Raw genomic sequence first — 18,742 nt, 5'->3', positions numbered from 1 at the left:
ACCATGGCTAAAACTTACCAAACGCTACGACTTATATTGGGCGATCAACTCAATGCCTGTCATTCATGGTACAAGTGTATAAACGATAACACCTTGTACGTGATAGCAGAGTTGCACCAAGAGACAAATTATGTAAAACACCATATCCAGAAAGTTTGTGCATTTTTTGCAGCAATGAAGGCATTCTCGCTTGCGCTTCAAAAAGCGGGTCATCATGTTGTCCATTTAATACTAGATGACACTCAGCCCCATGAGGATTTACCTGCGTTATTAGATACACTTTTTGAAAAATATGCGATAGAGACTTTTGAATATCAGCTGCCTGATGAGTATCGGCTCCGCACACAGCTTAGTGAATTTTGTGCACACAGTAAATTGAGTACTCGAGGTTATGAAACAGAGCACTTTTATTTATCCGATAGTGAATTAGCGACCTATTTCTGCGCTGGAAAAAAGCATCGGTTAGAAGCTTTTTATCGAAAAATGCGGGTTAGGTTTAATATTCTCATGGACAATGGACAGCCTGTGGGAGGAGAGTGGAATTTTGATACTAATAACCGTAATAAGTTGAAGCAAAAAGACTTATCCCACATCCCAGAACCTTTGGTGTTCGCAAATGATGTGAGTGATGTGTTTGCTAGATTACAAAAGCATCAGGTCAGCACCTTTGGTACCTATGAAGCAAAATGTCTGTGGCCTATTAATAGACAACAAGCTAAGGCGCTTCTTGTTTCTTTTTGTGAAACGCAATTAAGTAAATTTGGTTTTTTTCAAGATGCCATGACGTGCAAAGCTGACGATATGTATGTAAAAAAACAATGGAGTCTGTACCACTCTAGACTGTCATTTGCTATGAATAGCAAAATTATCAGTCCAAAATTTGTTGTAGATACTGCTATAGCTTATTTTCATCAACATGAAGATGAAATAGATATTGCACAAGTGGAAGGTTTTATTAGGCAAATTGTTGGCTGGCGAGAGTTTGTACGCGGTATTTATTGGCTCAATATGCCGCGATATGGACAATTAAATACGCTTGAAGCAAAGCGAGACTTACCAGTTTGGTTTTGGCATGGAGAAACCAAAATGAATTGTCAAAAACATGCTGTTAAACAGTCCCTCGATTATGCCTATGCTCATCATATTCAGCGCTTAATGGTGACAGGTAATTTTTGTTTGATAGCTGGTATCGAACCATCTCAAGTTGATGCGTGGTATCTGGGCGTATATATTGATGCGATTGAATGGGTAGAAATGCCAAACACTCGTGGTATGAGCCAGTTTGCAGATGGTGGAATTGTTGGCTCTAAAGCATATGCAGCCAGCGGTAACTACATCAACAAAATGAGCGATTACTGTTCCAATTGCCACTACGACATTAAATCTATTACCGGGCACAATGCTTGCCCACTTAACTCGCTCTATTGGCACTTTATGAACGAGCATGAACAGCCGTTTTCTGCTAATCCTCGTAACCGAATGGTCTACGCAACATGGCGTAAAAAGTCACCTGAGCAACAGGCCGAAATATTGAAGCATGCTTCAGACCTTCTATGCAACTTGGACAAGCTGTGATCACTGATGTTCGAAGTATATTCTATAGGTGCTTGACCAAATAGGATAATCTACTTCTGTTGCGTAACAGATAAAGTCGTTTGTATTGGTGTCACTGACGTCAAGCAAATAGCGCAGCTTCTCTTTTTGAGCCGGTTGCAATTGACTGTGCGCGAAGCGCTCTTCTAAAGACGTAATTTTAAGCTCGGGAAACTCAGGAAAGCGCTCTGTCCATAAGTCACTGGCCTTGAGTTTACCTTCCTCTACTTTTTGGTTGCTGTGATAGCAGCCAATGTTTACGGTACTGCATTTATCTATTTGCTTTTCAAGTAAAACAAGCATAGTGAGCTTTTTCGCTGGGTTTTTAATCGATAGACTTGTGGAACTGCAAGGGCTGTTTTGATGTAACGGGTTGACTACTTCGTCGGGGTTATTAAACACAAATGTGACGTTACAATTATTGCTAGGTAAAGGGTCAAATACCAGTCCAGAATTGCTAGGTGAATAAGTACTGAAAGCCTCTATAAACCCAGTGCTTGAATATTCTTTAGAGACACCAAGGGTGAACTCGTTTGTTTGCAAAGTGCTAGAGCGCGTAATGGTGATGGGACCTTTAAAGTGTTCTGGGTGAGGGTGGGTGTAAAATTGCACGAAAGGTACTGCACCAACTTGTCGGTTTATACCGGATTTACTAATAAGTGCGACTTCTTGTAAATATCTTGGATCGTTCTGATTTTTACGCAAAATATAGACGCAAAATATTTCTTCAACACTAAATTTTAGAAGTGCTTGTGCCGCTTTATATAATTGGGCTTTGTGGTTAGTGTTTTCGTCACCGTTATCTATTTGGTGCAATGGCGCAAGAATACGACGTTTTAAGTCTGCATGACTTTTCGCATTATTTTCAATGCACTGAATAAACAAAGTGACAACTTGATTTACTTGGCTCATTAGCGAGTGGGATATTTCAGGGGAGAGCTTTTGTGATAGCAGTTTTAGAGCGTGGATACCAGGCAACTCAACGAGCACTTGCAAACCACTGTTGGCTTTACATGCGGAGAAAAACCGTTGGCTATTTGAGCGGTTATAATCTAGGTGCTTTGTAAATCCGCCAATTGTTTGTGCATGATCGGGTAACGTATCTTTTACTGCATTAAAGGTTTTTTGGATCCTTTCACCTAACCGGGTGAGTTCTGTTCTATCTTGTTGATTAAGTCCCATGCTCTCTGTATGACTAATTTTTCCTACAAGATTACATGGGACTGAATGGCTTTAAAAGTAAAATTTACATTTTACTATCAGTTTGTTAATTGCATGGTTGGATATATGTCCATGGACCCCAGTTACCTGAATTAGCCGGGTTTTCTCCTTGTACCCACCAATTCGCTTCATAGATAGCATTATTGTGTGCAACTCGGTCACCTTTTAGGTAGACAGCATCGGCAGACCATGTTGGTAAACCACCACACCCACCTGTAACTTCTCCAACTGTTACAAGCTTGCTGGACGTTGCTGATTCACCCTTGTTATTTTTTGCAACTAAAGTGATAGTGTACTGACCTTTTACTGCGTACGTATGTGTTGGTGATTGTAGACTACTAGTAGCGCCATCACCGAAGTCCCATGAGTATGAAACTGCCCCTGTACTTTGGTTTTGTAGCGAGACGGTAAGATTGTTTTTTACTACGGTAAAATCAGCAACAGGCAGCGGGCCTGTTGAACCATCACATTTGCCACTGGATTTCCATACATTGCTGTATAGATCAGGCTGCGCACCTTGTGACCACCAAATAGCTTCATAGACCACACCATTAAATGTCACTTTATCACCAGGCGAGTAATTCTGTGTTGCTTGCCATTGCGCGGCGCAATCAGTCGGTTTGCCTACAGTAACGAGTTTTGAAATACTATCGGTTTGTCCCTTGGTATCAGTTACTGTCAAAGTAACGTTAAAGCTACCTTCTGAGTTATAATCATGGCTTGGATTTTCTAACGATGAAGAGGCGTTTCCTTGACCAAATTGCCAATCGAAACCAGAGATGCCATTGTCATCGGTCGATTTGCTAGTAAAGTTGACTGAAGTTCCATTCACTGCGTATAAGAAATCTGCTACTGGCGGGTTGTCTTCGCCAATCCCGGTTTTTTGTTTTATCCAGTCTATATAGCTAGTAGTACGCGTAAAAGCAGTTGCCCCTTGGCAACCAATCCCCCAGCTGACTGTACCAATGCTATAGAAGTCACTACCTACACGCACCGCATACGGGCCGCCACTGTCGCCATTACAGGCAGAGCGACCGCTTTCGCCACCACCACAAATCACCGAACCTGGAATAGAGAAGTTTAGCAATGAGCTACAGCTACTATTGCTGATCACCGGTAGGTCTGCTTCTCGCAATACATCGCTCGGTCTGCCTCGGTTTGAGGTAAGACCCCAACCAGAGACAGTGACATAATCGCCGACATTTGCATATTGAGATTCAATGGCGGCAGTTGGTAGTTTTGCCGGTGTATACTGATTCGATGCAGGTGAGGCTAGTTTTAGAAGAGCAATGTCGTAGCCCGAGCGGATACCATTTGCACCGCGCCAACGCTCATGGTTTATAATCTGAGATACTCTGATGGATTGACCATCACCACGACTGATTGAGTGTGCGCCGACACGTACGGTTAAGCTCGAAGTCGAAGCGCTATCGAGGCAGTGGGCGGCTGTTAATACCCAATTTGGGCTGATCAGTGTTCCGCCGCACCCTTGGCGGCCATTCATAAGCAGAGCAACTTGATATGGTCTTGAGTAAGCTGGCGTTTCTATACCACCAACCACATTTGGTTGGACATCTGTAGGTGGAGAAGCATACGCATTAGCTGTCATTATTGTGAGCGCTGACAGGAGTAAATTAACCTTTTTCATGATGTATCGTTTCCTTTAATAGCTCGGAATTGAGCTAATATAGGAATAATCTGAGATACACCTAGATTTCAAGATTTGACGGATAAATAAACAGAGGTTTGACCACTTTGTTTCTAAAACAGATTGTTAATATAAGTATTAATAACAAACAATTGGGTGTAACAATAAATTTACATGACGGCGTTGCGATTTTAGCGTTAACTTTAGTGTGTGCGAAAAAGCGAGCCGATCAGCTCGCTTGTTAGAGAGAAAGAGAGAACGGTTTAGAAGTTATATCTTGCTGATAGCTTCCAATTCCTTGGTTCACCCCACGTGACATAACCTTGGTTTTTAGAAATGGCGTTGTAGTATTTCTTATCAAACAGGTTGTCTACATTAAGTGAAACGCTTAAGTTGTCGGTTACATCGTAACGGGCCATCAAATTAAATAATGCGATAGAGCCGTGAGTACGAAGCTCTTTAACCTCTACAGGCATTGGTCCCCAAGGTGCTTCGTAATATTCGCCATTGCCAGCAGGGCGGGTACTATTTACCCAATAACCGTCTTTCCAGTTGACACCTAAACCAACCGTTAAATTTTCTATCAATTCAGTTGGTTCGTATGTTGTGTATAAGTTAAATAGTTGCTTTGGTACTTCGGTATTCAGGGGGTAACCAGTTTCATCTTCCGTCTTAGCGTATGAATAACCTGAATAGATGTTAAACCCTGGAGAGATTTCACCACTGAGCTCTAACTCAAAGCCTCTGGTTCTGGCACCATCGATAAGAATGGTTGCTGTATTACCATTTGGTGTGAGCTGCTTTTGAGTTGGGTCATCTTGTGCAACATTGTTTTTATTGCTTTCAAATACTGCGAAAGAAAAGTTTAAAAGCCCGACTTCGGCCTTTAAACCAGCTTCAATGCTGTCGCCGACTACAGGATCTTGCAGGTTATCATTTTTGTCGTATTTGTTTTGAGGCTCGAATGCATCGGTATAGCTTGCGTAAATACTGAACTCGTCGTTCACATCATAAATGAGGCCTGCATATGGTGTAATTTCGTTGCTTAATTCATAGCTGCCGCCTTTGCTGTGAGCAAACTCACCCGTTTTGCGGTTGGTTCTATGTTCAACTACTTCCCAATCGGTTTGTCGAACACCAATGATAGACTTTAAATTATCAGTAAGAGAAAGGCGTGTGGCTATATATATACCGCTACTATCATGATTTGTGGTGTAGTTAGCTGTGCCTAAATTAGTGTATGAATAACGCGGTACGTCGCCTGTCCACTTGAAATAGTTAATGTTGTCGATTGAGATATCGCGCTGACCATCTTTTTTGTTGTAACCAACACGCTCTCTATCAAACAAATTAAAACCGACGATAAGGTCATGCTCTCGACCTAAAAACTCGAAGCCACCCTGTAAGTTAATATCAAATGTCTTTTGCGTGTCTTTTGAGTCACTGATCACAAAATTGTAGCTGTGCCCTAGTGTATTGGTTCCGTCTGGATTGTAATAGTCATCTGTCCACACAAAGAACAGGTTGCCGCCTTCCATCTCAATGGTGTTATACGTTGCAATAGTATTTAGCTGCCACCCGTTGTCAAAACCGTGGTTAATACTTGCAAAATAAGTATTTTCTTCAAGCGGCCAGGAGCTGTACTTCGCGGCAAGGCCCGTATCACTTCTGTCAGCATTAAACAAAGAGCCATCGCTGAAATAGTAAGGAACAGCGTGTGAATTCATTGCACCCAAAGACTCTGTGTCTGCATACTCGTAACCGATACGCAAAAGTGTAGACTCTGTTAAGTCTGCTTCAGCTGTCATATAAACAGAAGTTTTTTCCTGACTATATCTGTCTACAAAAGAGTCTCTATCATAGTGTGCTGCTGCAACACGGCCACGAATACTGCCGTCACTACTAAGTGGAGTAGAAACATCTAACTCGACACGGTTATTGTTCCAGCGTCCAGTGGTTACACCTACATGACCGTCTAGTTCTTTGCTAATAGCACGTTTGCGAACTAAGTTAATGGTTGCTGTAGGGGAGCCCACACCAGTCATTAAACCGTTTGCACCACGCAAAATTTCGACACGTTCGTAGGCAATGGCGTCACCATTTACATCTGAACGGCGGCCACCCGGAAATTGCTGAACGCCATCAACTTGAACTAAGTTGACTCGCTCGCCACGCGCCATGAAAAATGGACGGTCATGGCTGCGAGATGTACTGGCATAAACCCCTGTGGTGTGTTGCAAAATGTCCTTGATATTAACTGATTTCCAGTCTTCCAATTGTTGCTGAGTAATAACCGACACCGACTGCGGCGTTTCTTTCAAAGAAAGAATCATCTTTGTCGCAGACTTGGTCGCTGCGTCAGAGTAGTTGCCTGCCGTTGACGCTGTCACATAGATGCGTTCAATTTCATTTGCAGATTGACTACTATCTGATTCGGTCTCGGCAAAGGCATGAGTACCCGTTATAGCTGAAGCAAGCGCGATAGCAATAGGAGCCAAGCGGAGAGTACCACGGCGCTTAATAGAAGATTGAAAAGTTGAGTTGTCCATAAAATCCTATCCAGAAGAACAAGTGAATGCCACACCAATAAATGGTGCAACTGAAGTCAGTTAAGGAATATGCGGTCCATACGCTTGTACCAAATATGGTGTTAACTGATAATGGTTTGCATTATCGTTATGGCCGTTATGAAGTCAAGCTGATTTAGATATAACAACTTGAAAAATTGCCATATATTAAGTTTTTAATGGAATAGAGGGGTTTTACTTAAATTTTGTTTTATTTGCGGAGTCTATGATTATCAGCGAGGTATTTTCCCGTTCAAAAAGTAATTTCTCTTAAAGCTATGTTCATTACTAAACCCTAATAAAAACCTTACTACTGATGAGCAAAATAATTCATCGTATGCTGGTTGTTTTTTAAACTGTGTTTGTTAGTCTAGTAATTCTTAGTATAGATGTACCTAGTTTGTTACCTGTGAATAAATATAAGAAGATAGGTTATGGGAGATTTGTTTCTAAAGCGACGAGAAAATTGGTGGGTGTGGATCACATGGGGTGTACTCGGGTGTATCATTTGCCACTATTTGCTCATATATGTTAGCAATGCTTGGGTGTCGTTATCATCGCCTGTTTTATTACTTGTTTTGATTACCACATGGATGAACTTTAATCGGCGTTTTGATTTTTTCGCAGCATTAAAGATTTTTATGGTCGTTGCATCTATTTCGGTAATTCCGTTAATGGCAGAAAAGTTTAACAGTTGGGAAAAGCTGATCCATATTGCTATTGATTCTGGCGCTGTGTTTCTGTGCATCGTTTTTGTAAGCATTGTCTGTGCTTTCTTGGCGCGACGTCCAAAACAATATTATTAAGCTCGGTATTTTATAATAATTGTCAAAAGTTCAAAAAAGTACTTTACATATTTATGAATAGCCCTTAAGATGCGCGCCAACAACGGAGAGATGGCTGAGTGGTTGAAAGCACCGGTCTTGAAAACCGGCATACGTTAATAGCGTATCTAGGGTTCAAATCCCTATCTCTCCGCCACCTCATTCCCAAAACCGCCTAACGGCGGTTTTTTTCGTTAGGAGAGTTCAATGGCCCAAGATGTTGTAAAACATTGCTCGTTATGGATTGTCTTTAGTTTTTTCTATTTAAGTGGTCTGCAAATGGCAGTGATTATGTCAATTGATGGCCAGTCTGAACCCACACTTTGGCAAACACTGTTATATACTTTTTTATTTAATGCCCTGATTGGACATCTCATTACGAAGTATGAAAAGCTATGGCCATTTTTAGCATCAATTGTTATTTCATTATTTGGTGTGATTGGTTTTGGGATCTTTTTTGGCGACAAACTTGCCGGTTACAGTAATGAGCTGGTTATAGGTTTAGTGTTATCTCTTCCATTTGCGACATTCTTAGTTAAAGAACTAAAATCAAAAAATTTTGATACTAACTCATGATAAGTAGTTTATAGGGCGTGTATTTTCTTTGCGCCCTATAAGTTATCCTTTCTCTGTGCTAAACTGCGCGTCCTTTTAAAATGATAAATAAAGTGAATTTATATGTCAGATTTATTCAACACAGACGCTGGTAAAGCGAGCTACGGTATTGGTCTACAGATGGGCGAGCAATTGAAAGCTAACCCTTTCGAAGGTCTAGACTTAAATGCAGTTTTTGAAGGTATGAAAGACGCATACACTGGCGGTGAGTTCCGCGTTGAGATCCCAGAGATCCAAGCTGCTTTCGAAAAGATCAATAGCGAAATCCAAGCTCGTCGTGAAGAAGAAGCAAAAGTACTAGCTGCTGAAGGCACTACTTTCTTAGAAGAAAACGCAAAGCGCGCTGAAGTAACTGTAACTGAGTCTGGTCTTCAGTACGAAGTTATCACTACAGGTGAGGGTGACAAGCCTTCTGCCGATTCAACAGTACGTGTTCATTACCACGGTACTTTAATCAACGGCACTGTATTTGATAGCTCATACGACCGTGGTCAGCCTGCTGAATTCCCTGTAAATGGCGTGATCAAAGGCTGGACTGAAGCACTACAGCTTATGACTGCTGGCTCTAAACTACGTCTATACATTCCACACGACCTAGCATACGGTGAGCGTGGTGCTGGCGCATCAATCGCACCTTACTCAACACTTATCTTTGATGTTGAGCTTCTAGAGATCCTATAAGTTAGGTTGTCTTGAAAAGCAGTATGCTCAGTAACCACTGAGCATACTTATTCTATTATTACTGGTCAAAGAACTCATATAGTTCCGACAAAGTGCCACGTCTCTCTTCATTTTCAACTATAAATTCCATACCGTAGTAAGTATATTCTTGGTTCTTTTCCTCTTTCCTTACCACACGTGCTGATATCTTCATAGGAGTTTGATCCATATACTCTTTGTAATTCTTTTTAGGGAGATACATTACCAAAGTTAAATTTGCGTCAATGTCTAACTCTTGATTCAATTGTTTACTAAGTGTGACACCACAGCCAACACAGCTTAATTCCCTTGTGATGGTAGAGTACGATATGTCTTGGGCGATGAGCTGGATCTTAATTTTTGCTTCCAATCTGTCTGAACGCCTTTTTTCATGGCGCTTTTTAATGGCATCTTTATCTTCGTCAAAATGGAAACTATCCATTAGGTTGTTCACAAGTTCAGATGTCTGATACAAATCGGCCCCAATCATGGAAACCATCTGCGCTTTCTCAGCGTTTTGCTGCAATGATGAGAATAGGTGCTGTAGTTTGTGTTGCATTTCGTGCATCTGATTACTTTGTTCATTAGATCGCTGAGCAATTTGGTCATTGGCAGAAATAATAGAATCAATCGTGCTTGTCATCGCTCTAAGTGCTTGGCCGCTTTCATCTGAACGCATCTTACTGACATCAACTTGATGAATTATATCCGACATTAACCTGATCACATCGCCCACTTTGTTAGTCAACTGAGAGATCACAGTTCTAATTTCGTCTGTAGAGTTGGCAGTTCTCTGTGCCAAATTTCTTACTTCGTCAGCAACTACGGCAAAACCTCTGCCTTGTTCACCAGCTCTTGCAGCTTCAATTGCGGCATTGAGCGCTATCAGTGCAGTTTGATCTGCGACAGTAGAGATGGCGTCAGTCACAGATTCGATTTCTTCGCTCGCAGCTTTGAGCTCTTCAACACCTTCGGAAGCAAGCGTTACGACTTCAACTGTTTTTGCCATTTCACTAAGGTTACTCTCGACTGCTTGTATACCTGTGTCCGCTTCTGTTTTGGCTTGCTCTAGCACTACTTGGCTTTGTTCTATGGCTTGTCCAGATTCAACTAACAAGTCCATAAAGGACTCTATTACGCGCATTACTTCTGAATAACTTGCGTTCTCATTTTTGGCAACAGTGCTTATTTCTGTTGCAATTGCAGCCACCTGGTGTGCTGAGTGGCCAACTTGTCTAGATTGGCGTCTCACTGTCGCAATGGTTGAGGATAAAGAGAGCGTCATGTGGTTAAAACTTTCCGACAGTTGGTTTAGCTCATCATCAGAACGAATAACAAAATACGATTGTTGTGTTTTAAAATCTCCCACAGAGATATTTTTCGCTCTTGTCAACAAAGACTTAACTCGGTTTTTGAGCTTGCTGCTGAACATCACGCTGATCACACTGGCTATTAAGATAGTGAGGATAGAACTGATCGCAAGGACAACTAGCATATTGGAGAGCGCATGTTGGGTGTCATCAATCCCTTGCTTAGTGACAAACTCAACGTGCTCGTTCATTTCTTGCAACTCACTGAAAATAGTTTCAGTTAGTGGCTTTATCGTTGTACTGAGGTGGTGGGTGGCAAAATTGGCTTCTTCACTAGCTTGTTTTTCAAAGGCTAGTATAGTGATAGGCGCGAGTTTTTCCCGCTCTTCACTGTACGAACTCCAATAGTCTAATTGCTCATCGGTAAATAAGTCTTCGAAGTCATCTAGGATAGATACAAATGCATCACTATTTTTAAACCAAGCTTGATCAAATCCATCGATGTTCTTTTGTTCGCGAGTCAATAAAAAAGCCCGTAACTCTGAAATGGCAGTGGCGAAACTGACTTCAGAATCGACTAACAATTTGAACAGCTCAATGCGGTCTTCATCCAAGTCTTGTTCACTTTCAATTTCGATCATTTGTGCTAGTAACTGCACCATGGACTCAGCAAGCGGGATAGCCTGTGTCACCAGTAGTTTAACCGCAGGCTCATTCTCAAGCGTGTTTGCGATGTTGGAAGTAACTTGTTGCTCTTGCTTGAGCCGCTTTAGATTAGATTGAATCACGCGTAGCTTATCCTCGCTAAACCCAGTCTGATTCGCGAGTTGGCTCAATTGTGTAAAGTTTCGCTCAATGTCTTCCCATGCATTCTCTCTTCTCGCAACTGTACTATTACGTGCTTGCACGTTACTACCTGTAATAATTTGCTCTTCAAGTGCGATTAATGAATCGAGGATTTTCATTTTTAGATCAGAATTGACATTCACCAGTGGGATCGACACTGAGGATACTTGAGTGAAGTTGCTGGCCAATGTACCTGTGCTCAAGTAAACAAAAAAGTTACTAAAAATGCCCAGTGATGTAATCACACCAAAAGCCAGTAACATCTGCGCAGCAATGCCTGGAACGAAACGAGAAATTTTCATATTTTGTTATGAGCTCTGATTTATTTTAGTAGCAAGGTACTTTGGTGTTTGTACCTAATTCCTTGGATTTAAAAACTTTTATTAAAAGCTACTAATTTTTTGATTTATTGAAAAATATAGTCAATCCTTCGGTAAGGTCAAAGTTTATATCTAAATATTTACAAATGATTATTGATTACTTGGGGGCTGGTAATGGATTGTAACAAATGGCTTTTATTCTCTTGTGCTCTGACGCTTTGTTCGGGAGCGTGGGCGGTGGATTCACCCGCATATGGTAATTTGGCAACGCCGGATATTGATGACATAGAGTACATCGATGATGAAGAGCCCAGCGAGAGGGAAGTAAACCTCGGTAAAATGCTATTTTTTGATAACAGATTGTCAAAACATCAAAATCAGTCATGTGCGACATGTCACAACCCAGAGTTGGGCTTTAGTGACGGTTTAGCAAAAGGCATTGGAAGCGGAGGAGATATTTTGGGGCGTAACGCGCCACACCTATATAACCTAGCTTGGTCTGCTATCTTTTTCTGGGACGGTAGGGCAAAAAGTCTTGAAGAACAAGCTTTAGGGCCGATAGTTTCTGATGTTGAAATGCAAATGACACCTAAAGAAGCGTTACAAAGGTTAGAAAAAGTACCGTTTTACAAAAAAGAATTTAAAGAGGTATATGGAGCCTTAACGTTCGAAAACATTGGTCGCGCAATTGCCGCGTTTGAAATGACTATAATTAGTGACGACTCGGCATTTGATAAATATCTCGCTGGTCAAAGAGAGGCGATGTCGCATTCAGCAATTAGAGGACTCAAACTGTTTGTCGGTAAAGCAAGATGTGTCAAGTGTCATGACGGCGCAAACTTTACTGATGACAGTTTTCACAATATCGGCATTGAAGACAATGACGATGGTCGATTTGCCGTTGACCCAAATAGTAAGCTAAAAGGCGCTTTTAAAACTCCAGGGCTTAGAAACATCATCATGAGTGCACCATATATGCACGATGGCTCTTTAGCCAGCCTAGAAGAAGTTGTTGAACACTATGACAAAGGGGCGGTAAACGTGAAAAATGTTAGCCCTTTGATCGTGCCGCTTAATTTAAATCCACAGGAAAAAGCGGATCTCATTGCATTTATGGCGGCTTTAACAGATCCGGTTGTTATCACCCGTCCCAAATTACCAAACTAAGGAGTGGCCATGAAAAAATATATGTTAATAAGTATAGGGCTATGTTCGATATTTTCTGCCGAAGCAGCGGTATTAACGGGGGAGTTAGAGTTTGTTAAACGCCCCTCATTTGTCGGTTTAGTCTATGCTAAAGGTGGCAAAGGACCAAGTTCTGCAGAGTTGGATCAGTCCAATAAAGTGTTCGATAAAAAAGCGGTAGTGATTGGAAAAAGTGGAGAGATTACGTTTAAAAATTCCGATGAATTTCAACATAATATTTTTGCTAATGACCCGAACTCAGGCGTCAAATTTGACGTAGGGCTTATGAACCATGGACAGACAACAAAGGTGTCAGCTGATTGGTCCGAAAATACGCTAACCAGAATTGGTTGTAAAATTCATCCTAAAATGCGCAGCTATATTGCAAATGTAAACTCTGATGCCTATCAGGTGCTGCCTTTTACCAAAAAACAAAAAGTATACCCAATTAAACTAGACGTTGGTTCTCATACTGAATTTGTGCTCCAAATCCCAAAATACGATCCCGTCGAACTAAAGTTGGCAAAGGGACAAGAAACGAGCGTTGATGTGATGTATAAAGGCAAAAAGCGTGCGACATTAAAGCTTGCTCTAAATTAGGGAGCCATCAATGACACGTATTATACAATTGCTGTGTGTGTTACTCAGCTTACATTCTTTTACTGTATCGGCAGATCCGTTTAACGTGTACCCGTTTAAAGTACCTGATAAATACAAAGCTGCTTTAAAAAATTACCGAACCAAGTGGCATCGTATGACGGGTTTTGAGCACTCAGGACTTCACTGGCAGCAGTTTATTGTCGTTTTTCTTAATCAAGATGCGAAAGTATATGAGCAAAACTATCTAGAATATTTAAGATATTATCAAGATTATGATGAAGAAGAAGAGGATGAAGACGAAATTGCTGAGCCAAACTTTAAGGTTTATAGCCCTGGCACCATTGTTTTGAAGGAGAACTTTTCATCGGTTTCTGGAGCGCCCCATGATGCCCTGACTATTACGATGATGATTAAGCGAGAAAAAGGCTATTCTAAAGGGTTTGGGGATTGGGAATACGTTCAATTTGATAAAGAAGGCAATATTGTTTTAGCTGGGAAAGGCAGTGAACCAATGATAAAGCAAATGTGTTCAAACTGTCATGCAAGCATTGAAGAGCGCGATTTCATATTCGCTAATTTTTATTCTAGAAAAAAATAGTGATGTAATTACGCAGGCTGTGATGTAATTCTTCGCAGCCTCTATCACTTCCACCTCTAATGACTGCTGATCCCTGTTTTACTGAATGACAAATTTTTTTGTTCTTAGACAGACAATAAAAACGTCCAACAAAAGTAAAAAAGTATAAATTTCGATATGCAAGTTTGCAGATTCATATGGCACATACGTAATTGCCTTGCGAGAGAGACAAAAGAGTTTAGCCGCTAAGTTCGCTACAGCAGAGTTATTTGGTTTGATGTCTTCGCGAGTATATTTTTACTCTGCAGTGATTGGTTTCAATTTTGGACTTCAAATTCTACTTAATCAGATTGTGGTATTAAAACTGTGAAAAAAAGAGGAGTGGTAATCACGCTGATTTACATACATTTATATGTACAATTAGAATTTGTCGGCGCTGTTGTGTAAATTCATAGAAACGTTTTGTTGTTGTTTGTTCATGGCTTGATGTCTTACAGAGGACTGTGTCTAATCGAAAAACGATGAACTCATCGATGACTAATGATTAGCTTGATTTTTTTTCATGATTTAAAGTGTTTGTTGAAGCGGGGGAATAACCAATTTTATTGTGATAATACGTATTATTAGCCAGATTGAGCTATACGGTCTAGAGTTGTTAACAGAGCCATAAATCTCGGATGTTAATATGAGCATATCACAGAGACAAAAACAGTTAGTACAAGCAAGTTTTGTAAAAGTTGAGCCTATTTCAGAGCAAGCGGCTGATATTTTTTATACAACACTGTTCGAATATGATCCATCACTTAAATCATTATTTAAAAATAGCATGAAAAGCCAAGGTCAAAAGTTAATGGCGACTTTAAAAGTTGCCGTCAATTCTTTAGACGATTTAGACGCATTGGTCCCTGTGCTGCAAAAACTGGCCGAGCGGCACGTCAACTATGGCGTTAAACCAGAGCATTTCACACTTGTTGGAAATGCATTGCTTTATACCCTGAAAAAAGGGCTGGGTAGCGATTGGAACTCGGAGTTGAGACAAGCTTGGATCGATGTGTTTAAAGTTGTCGCAACGGTGATGAAAAATCATGCATTCAATACAAAGCACTAGATGACTGTGGTTTTTTTGGTTCAAAAGCGACAGCACTAAGTCATTTTATATGTTGTTTTTAACAATATAAGCCTAATAAAAAAGGTACATATTTACCGTAAAAATATTCAATACTCTATAAAGGTTATTCGTGTTACTTAAAGTAAGGATACATATTTTAACAACATGGAGAAGGTTATGTTTAAACGAAATTGCATCGCGGCATTGACTGTCGCATGTATTGGTTCCATAGCAACAAGTGCTGTCAGTGCAGAGTCGTGCCCTAGAGTCGAAGGTTTTTACTCGACTTGGGATTACCCCGCAGGTGGAGAGCTTGACGTAAGTGATCTTGCGACCGAACAGCTTACGCATATTATAGTTGCTTTTGCCTATCCTCGTTCTGATGGCACCATGGATACCACTGAAGCTGATCGTTATATTGATGATATCGTGGAGCATGCGCATGCAAATAATACAGGCGTAATGTTGTCTGTTGGTGGAGCAGGGGTAGACTTCTTATCTATGGATGCGCAGGCCAGAAGCAACCTGGTTGACAATTTAGTTGCGTACGCTGAGCTGCATCAGCTAGATGGTATTGATGTTGATTGGGAAGACTGGAGTACATATAACCAGCCAAACCCGATTGAGAGTGCTTACTTGTTAAACTTAGTTAAAGAACTACGTGAAAAGTTACCTCAGCATTTGGAGGTCTCAGTAGATGTTCAGGCCGGTGGTTGGTCAGGGATCAACTTCCATAAAGATCTGGATGAATATGCAGATATTATTCGTTTTATGGCTTATGACTACACTGGCGGTTGGGGCGGTTCTCCTAAAAATCACCATGCTGCATGGGAGTATATCCATGGTGGACTGGTGCATCCAGCACCTTGGAGTCAAAGTATGATAACGAAATATGAAGTAGCGAAGACGAGCCTTGGGATCCCTTTTTACAATAAATCTTTCCCCGTGGTAAGTGGACCTGTGAAAACACTTACAGCCAGAGAAATAGTCGATGTTATCGTTAAAGGAGAGGGCATTGATTACAATCAAGGCTTTTACGAGCTAGATAACTATGTGCATTTTTGGGAAACACCTGAGTTACTGAAGACGAAAACAGATTTTGTATCAGAAAACGGTTATCCCGGAATTTTTATTTGGGAGCTACACCAAGACTCACGCGACGAAGACTACAAGCTATTGGATGTAATCGCCAAAGAGCTACCGAAGTGTCAACCATGTGCACAGCAGTGGCAGCCTTACCCGAGCGTTTATAGTGCTGGTGATGTAGTGAGCTTTGAAGGGAAAAACTGGAAGGTAAATGGCGGCCCATTGCACGGTGTGGCACCTCAAACTTTAGGCCATGCACATCGCTATACAGATCTTGGTGCATGTAAGACTTACGTATTGAACAATTAATAGGCAAAATAGGTTTTACAATTGGAACTCTTGCCATAATACGTAAACGTTAGTGGTTTAACCTAAGAAATTGGGCTCTGAATCAAGTTCAGAGTGACGAGGGCTTATTCCTCTTCGTCATTCTGAGCATTTTGGTGCATTAAAACGCCAGTCATTCTATTCTTGCCTCAGAATCCATATAGTCTTTGTGCTAATTTTGAAACTGGTGATAACTCCGCTGGCGGTTTAACACAATGTGTTTGTTGTATACATACCTCCGTCATTCTGAGCTTGCCTCAGAATCCATATAGTCTTTATGCTCATTTCGAAACTGGCGATAACTCCGCTGGCGGTTTAACACAATGTGTTTGTTGTATACATACCTCCGTCATTCTGAGCTTGCCTCAGAATCCATATAGTCTTTATGCTCATTTTGAAGTTAGCGGTAACCTTGCGAGAGTTTTAACGCTGAGCTACAGGCGTATATATTCCTCGTCATTCTAAGCTAGCCTCAGAATCCATATAGTCTATGTGCTCATTTTGAAACTGGCGATAACTCCGCTGGCGGTTTAACACAATGTGTTTGTTATATACATACCTCCGTCATGCTGAGCTTGCTTCAGAATCCATATAGTCTTTGTGCTCATTTTGAAACTGGTGATAACTCCGCTGGCGGTTTAACACAATGTGTTTGTTGTATACATACCTCCGTCATTCTGAGCTTGCCTCAGAATCCATTTTAAGTTGTGTGCAAGCAAAAGAAAAATCACAACAAACTATTGTTCATCAACGAGCAAAGCGTGGAAACAAAAAAGCCCCGTAAAAACGGGGCTTTCATTTTTAAACTAGGTTAGTTTAGTAAGTTGCGCTGCCTTTTGTACGCGGGAATGCAATAACGTCACGAACGTTTGCCATACCAGTAACGTATGCAACTAGGCGCTCAAAGCCCAGACCGAAGCCTGAGTGTGGCACAGTACCGTATTTACGAAGGTCTCTGTACCAGCTGTAGTCTTCTTTGTCTAAGCCCATTTCTTCTAAACGCGCATCAAGTACGTCTAAACGCTCTTCACGCTGAGAACCACCGATAATTTCGCCGATACCAGGTGCAACAACGTCCATTGCAGCGACAGTTTTGCCATCTTCGTTTTGACGCATGTAGAATGCTTTAATATCACGCGGGTAGTTCTTGATTACCACAGGTGCTTTAAAGTGTTCTTCAGCTAGGTAGCGTTCATGCTCTGACTGAAGGTCTACACCCCACTCAACGTCAAATTCGAACTTTTTACCAGAGGCTTTTAAGATGTCGATTGCATCTGTGTAGTCTACTTGAGCAAAATCTTTATCTACAAAGTTTTCAAGGCGAGAAATTGCTTCTTTGTTAATACGTTGAGCGAAGAACTCCATGTCATCACGGCGCTCTTCTAATACTGCTTTAAACACATACTTCAACATGCTCTCTGCTAAGTTTGCAACATCATCTAGATCAGCAAATGCAACTTCTGGCTCTACCATCCAGAACTCAGCTAGGTGACGTGATGTATTTGAGTTTTCAGCACGGAATGTTGGGCCAAAGGTATAGATCTTTGACATCGCACTTGCGTAAGTTTCACCGTTTAGCTGACCAGATACAGTAAGGAAGGCTTCTTTACCGAAGAAGTCTTCATTGTAGTCAACGTCGCCTTTGTCCGTACGAGGTAGGTTGTTCATATCCAAAGTAGATACACGGAACATTTCACCTGCACCTTCACAGTCACTGGCAGTGATAATAGGTGTACTGATCCACATGTAACCTTGCTCGTGGAAGAATCTGTGAATCGCTTGTGATAAACAGTTGCGAACACGTGTTACCGCGCCAATTACATTCGTACGAGGACGAAGGTGTGCATGCTCACGAAGATATTCGATTGAGTGGCGCTTTGCAGCCATAGGGTATGTGTCTGGATTTTCTACCCAACCAAGTACTTCTACAGAGTTAGCCTGTAGCTCGAAGCTTTGGCCTTTACCTTGTGATTCAACAAGCACACCTGTTACAGCCACAGAGCAACCAGCAGTTAGGCTCGTTACTTCTTCATAATTATTAAGCGAATTAGGTACTACTGCTTGAATAGGGTCGAAACAAGAACCGTCGTGGACGGCAAGGAATGAAATACCCGCTTTTGAATCGCGTCGTGTACGGATCCAGCCTTTGATTGTAACTTGGCTGTCTACCGCAACGGTGCCTGCTAGTAGCTCCGTTATCGCTATGTGGCTCATCT

At 41.3% G+C, this 18,742-nt stretch carries 14 protein-coding genes and 1 tRNA gene; 9 read left to right on the top strand and 6 right to left on the bottom strand.

Annotated elements, in window-relative coordinates:
* Positions 1-3: 3 nt before the first annotated feature.
* Positions 4-1,575 carry a cryptochrome/photolyase family protein gene (locus tag MHN81_RS06605; RefSeq protein ID WP_239425345.1) on the top strand — a complete coding sequence of 524 codons (1,572 nt, stop codon included), beginning with the start codon at positions 4-6 and terminating at the stop codon, positions 1,573-1,575.
* On the opposite strand, the gene MHN81_RS06600 is transcribed toward MHN81_RS06605, so the two are convergent.
* The 4 genes from MHN81_RS06600 to MHN81_RS06585 all read right to left on the bottom strand — a co-directional run bounded on the left by MHN81_RS06600 (position 1,576) and on the right by MHN81_RS06585 (position 7,792).
* The gene (locus tag MHN81_RS06600; RefSeq protein WP_023401711.1) at positions 1,576-2,775 is read right to left on the bottom strand and encodes a hypothetical protein; all 1,200 of its coding nucleotides are present in this window, start codon (positions 2,773-2,775) and stop codon (positions 1,576-1,578) included. It abuts the gene before it with no gap.
* A gap of 85 nt (positions 2,776-2,860) precedes the next feature.
* The gene (locus MHN81_RS06595) at positions 2,861-4,462 is read right to left on the bottom strand and encodes a trypsin-like serine protease (protein WP_239425344.1); all 1,602 of its coding nucleotides are present in this window, start codon (positions 4,460-4,462) and stop codon (positions 2,861-2,863) included.
* A gap of 263 nt (positions 4,463-4,725) precedes the next feature.
* Positions 4,726-7,011 carry a TonB-dependent siderophore receptor gene (locus tag MHN81_RS06590; RefSeq protein ID WP_023401713.1) on the bottom strand — a complete coding sequence of 762 codons (2,286 nt, stop codon included), beginning with the start codon at positions 7,009-7,011 and terminating at the stop codon, positions 4,726-4,728.
* Positions 7,012-7,543: 532 nt separating this feature from the next.
* Complete coding sequence (locus MHN81_RS06585) at positions 7,544-7,792, bottom strand: hypothetical protein (RefSeq protein WP_239425343.1); 249 nt, start codon at positions 7,790-7,792, stop codon at positions 7,544-7,546.
* 127 nt (positions 7,793-7,919) lie between these two features.
* On the opposite strand from MHN81_RS06585, the gene MHN81_RS06580 reads away from it, so the two are divergent.
* From MHN81_RS06580 to MHN81_RS06570, 3 genes are all read left to right on the top strand, one after another.
* Positions 7,920-8,010: transfer RNA gene (locus MHN81_RS06580), tRNA-Ser, on the top strand.
* A 50-nt stretch (positions 8,011-8,060) separates the two neighbouring features.
* Positions 8,061-8,429: a hypothetical protein gene (locus MHN81_RS06575; RefSeq protein ID WP_239425342.1), complete on the top strand. Its 369-nt coding sequence runs from the start codon at positions 8,061-8,063 to the stop codon at positions 8,427-8,429.
* Positions 8,430-8,531: 102 nt separating this feature from the next.
* Positions 8,532-9,149, top strand: coding sequence for an FKBP-type peptidyl-prolyl cis-trans isomerase (locus MHN81_RS06570; RefSeq protein WP_023401716.1), 618 nt, complete (start codon positions 8,532-8,534; stop codon positions 9,147-9,149).
* Between the two features lie 58 nt (positions 9,150-9,207).
* Here the strand turns inward: MHN81_RS06570 and MHN81_RS06565 are convergent, their stop codons facing one another.
* Positions 9,208-11,625, bottom strand: coding sequence for a methyl-accepting chemotaxis protein (locus MHN81_RS06565; RefSeq protein ID WP_239425341.1), 2,418 nt, complete (start codon positions 11,623-11,625; stop codon positions 9,208-9,210).
* A 192-nt stretch (positions 11,626-11,817) separates the two neighbouring features.
* Between MHN81_RS06565 and MHN81_RS06560 the strand changes: the two genes are divergently transcribed.
* The 5 genes from MHN81_RS06560 (at position 11,818) to MHN81_RS06540 (ending at position 16,508) form a co-directional block, all read left to right on the top strand.
* On the top strand, positions 11,818-12,810 hold the full coding sequence (locus MHN81_RS06560) for a cytochrome c peroxidase (protein ID WP_023401718.1): 993 nt from the start codon (positions 11,818-11,820) through the stop codon (positions 12,808-12,810).
* A 9-nt stretch (positions 12,811-12,819) separates the two neighbouring features.
* A complete protein-coding gene (locus tag MHN81_RS06555; RefSeq protein WP_023401719.1) occupies positions 12,820-13,428 on the top strand; it encodes a hypothetical protein in 609 nt (202 codons plus the stop codon).
* 10 nt (positions 13,429-13,438) lie between these two features.
* Positions 13,439-14,026 carry a cytochrome P460 family protein gene (locus MHN81_RS06550; RefSeq protein WP_239425340.1) on the top strand — a complete coding sequence of 196 codons (588 nt, stop codon included), beginning with the start codon at positions 13,439-13,441 and terminating at the stop codon, positions 14,024-14,026.
* Positions 14,027-14,690: 664 nt separating this feature from the next.
* The gene (locus MHN81_RS06545) at positions 14,691-15,113 is read left to right on the top strand and encodes a globin family protein (RefSeq protein WP_023401721.1); all 423 of its coding nucleotides are present in this window, start codon (positions 14,691-14,693) and stop codon (positions 15,111-15,113) included.
* A 177-nt stretch (positions 15,114-15,290) separates the two neighbouring features.
* Positions 15,291-16,508 carry a glycoside hydrolase family 18 protein gene (locus tag MHN81_RS06540; protein ID WP_239425339.1) on the top strand — a complete coding sequence of 406 codons (1,218 nt, stop codon included), beginning with the start codon at positions 15,291-15,293 and terminating at the stop codon, positions 16,506-16,508.
* 834 nt (positions 16,509-17,342) lie between these two features.
* On the opposite strand, the gene asnS is transcribed toward MHN81_RS06540, so the two are convergent.
* Positions 17,343-18,740, bottom strand: coding sequence for an asparagine--tRNA ligase (gene asnS, locus MHN81_RS06535; protein WP_023401723.1), 1,398 nt, complete (start codon positions 18,738-18,740; stop codon positions 17,343-17,345).
* Positions 18,741-18,742 lie beyond the last annotated feature (2 nt).

The sequence above is a fragment of the Pseudoalteromonas sp. Of7M-16 genome (assembly GCF_022347805.1).
In the GTDB taxonomy this organism is placed as follows: domain Bacteria; phylum Pseudomonadota; class Gammaproteobacteria; order Enterobacterales; family Alteromonadaceae; genus Pseudoalteromonas; species Pseudoalteromonas luteoviolacea_F.
The sequence above is the reverse complement of the archived record's forward strand: the minus strand, read 5'-3'. Positions and strand labels throughout refer to the sequence as shown.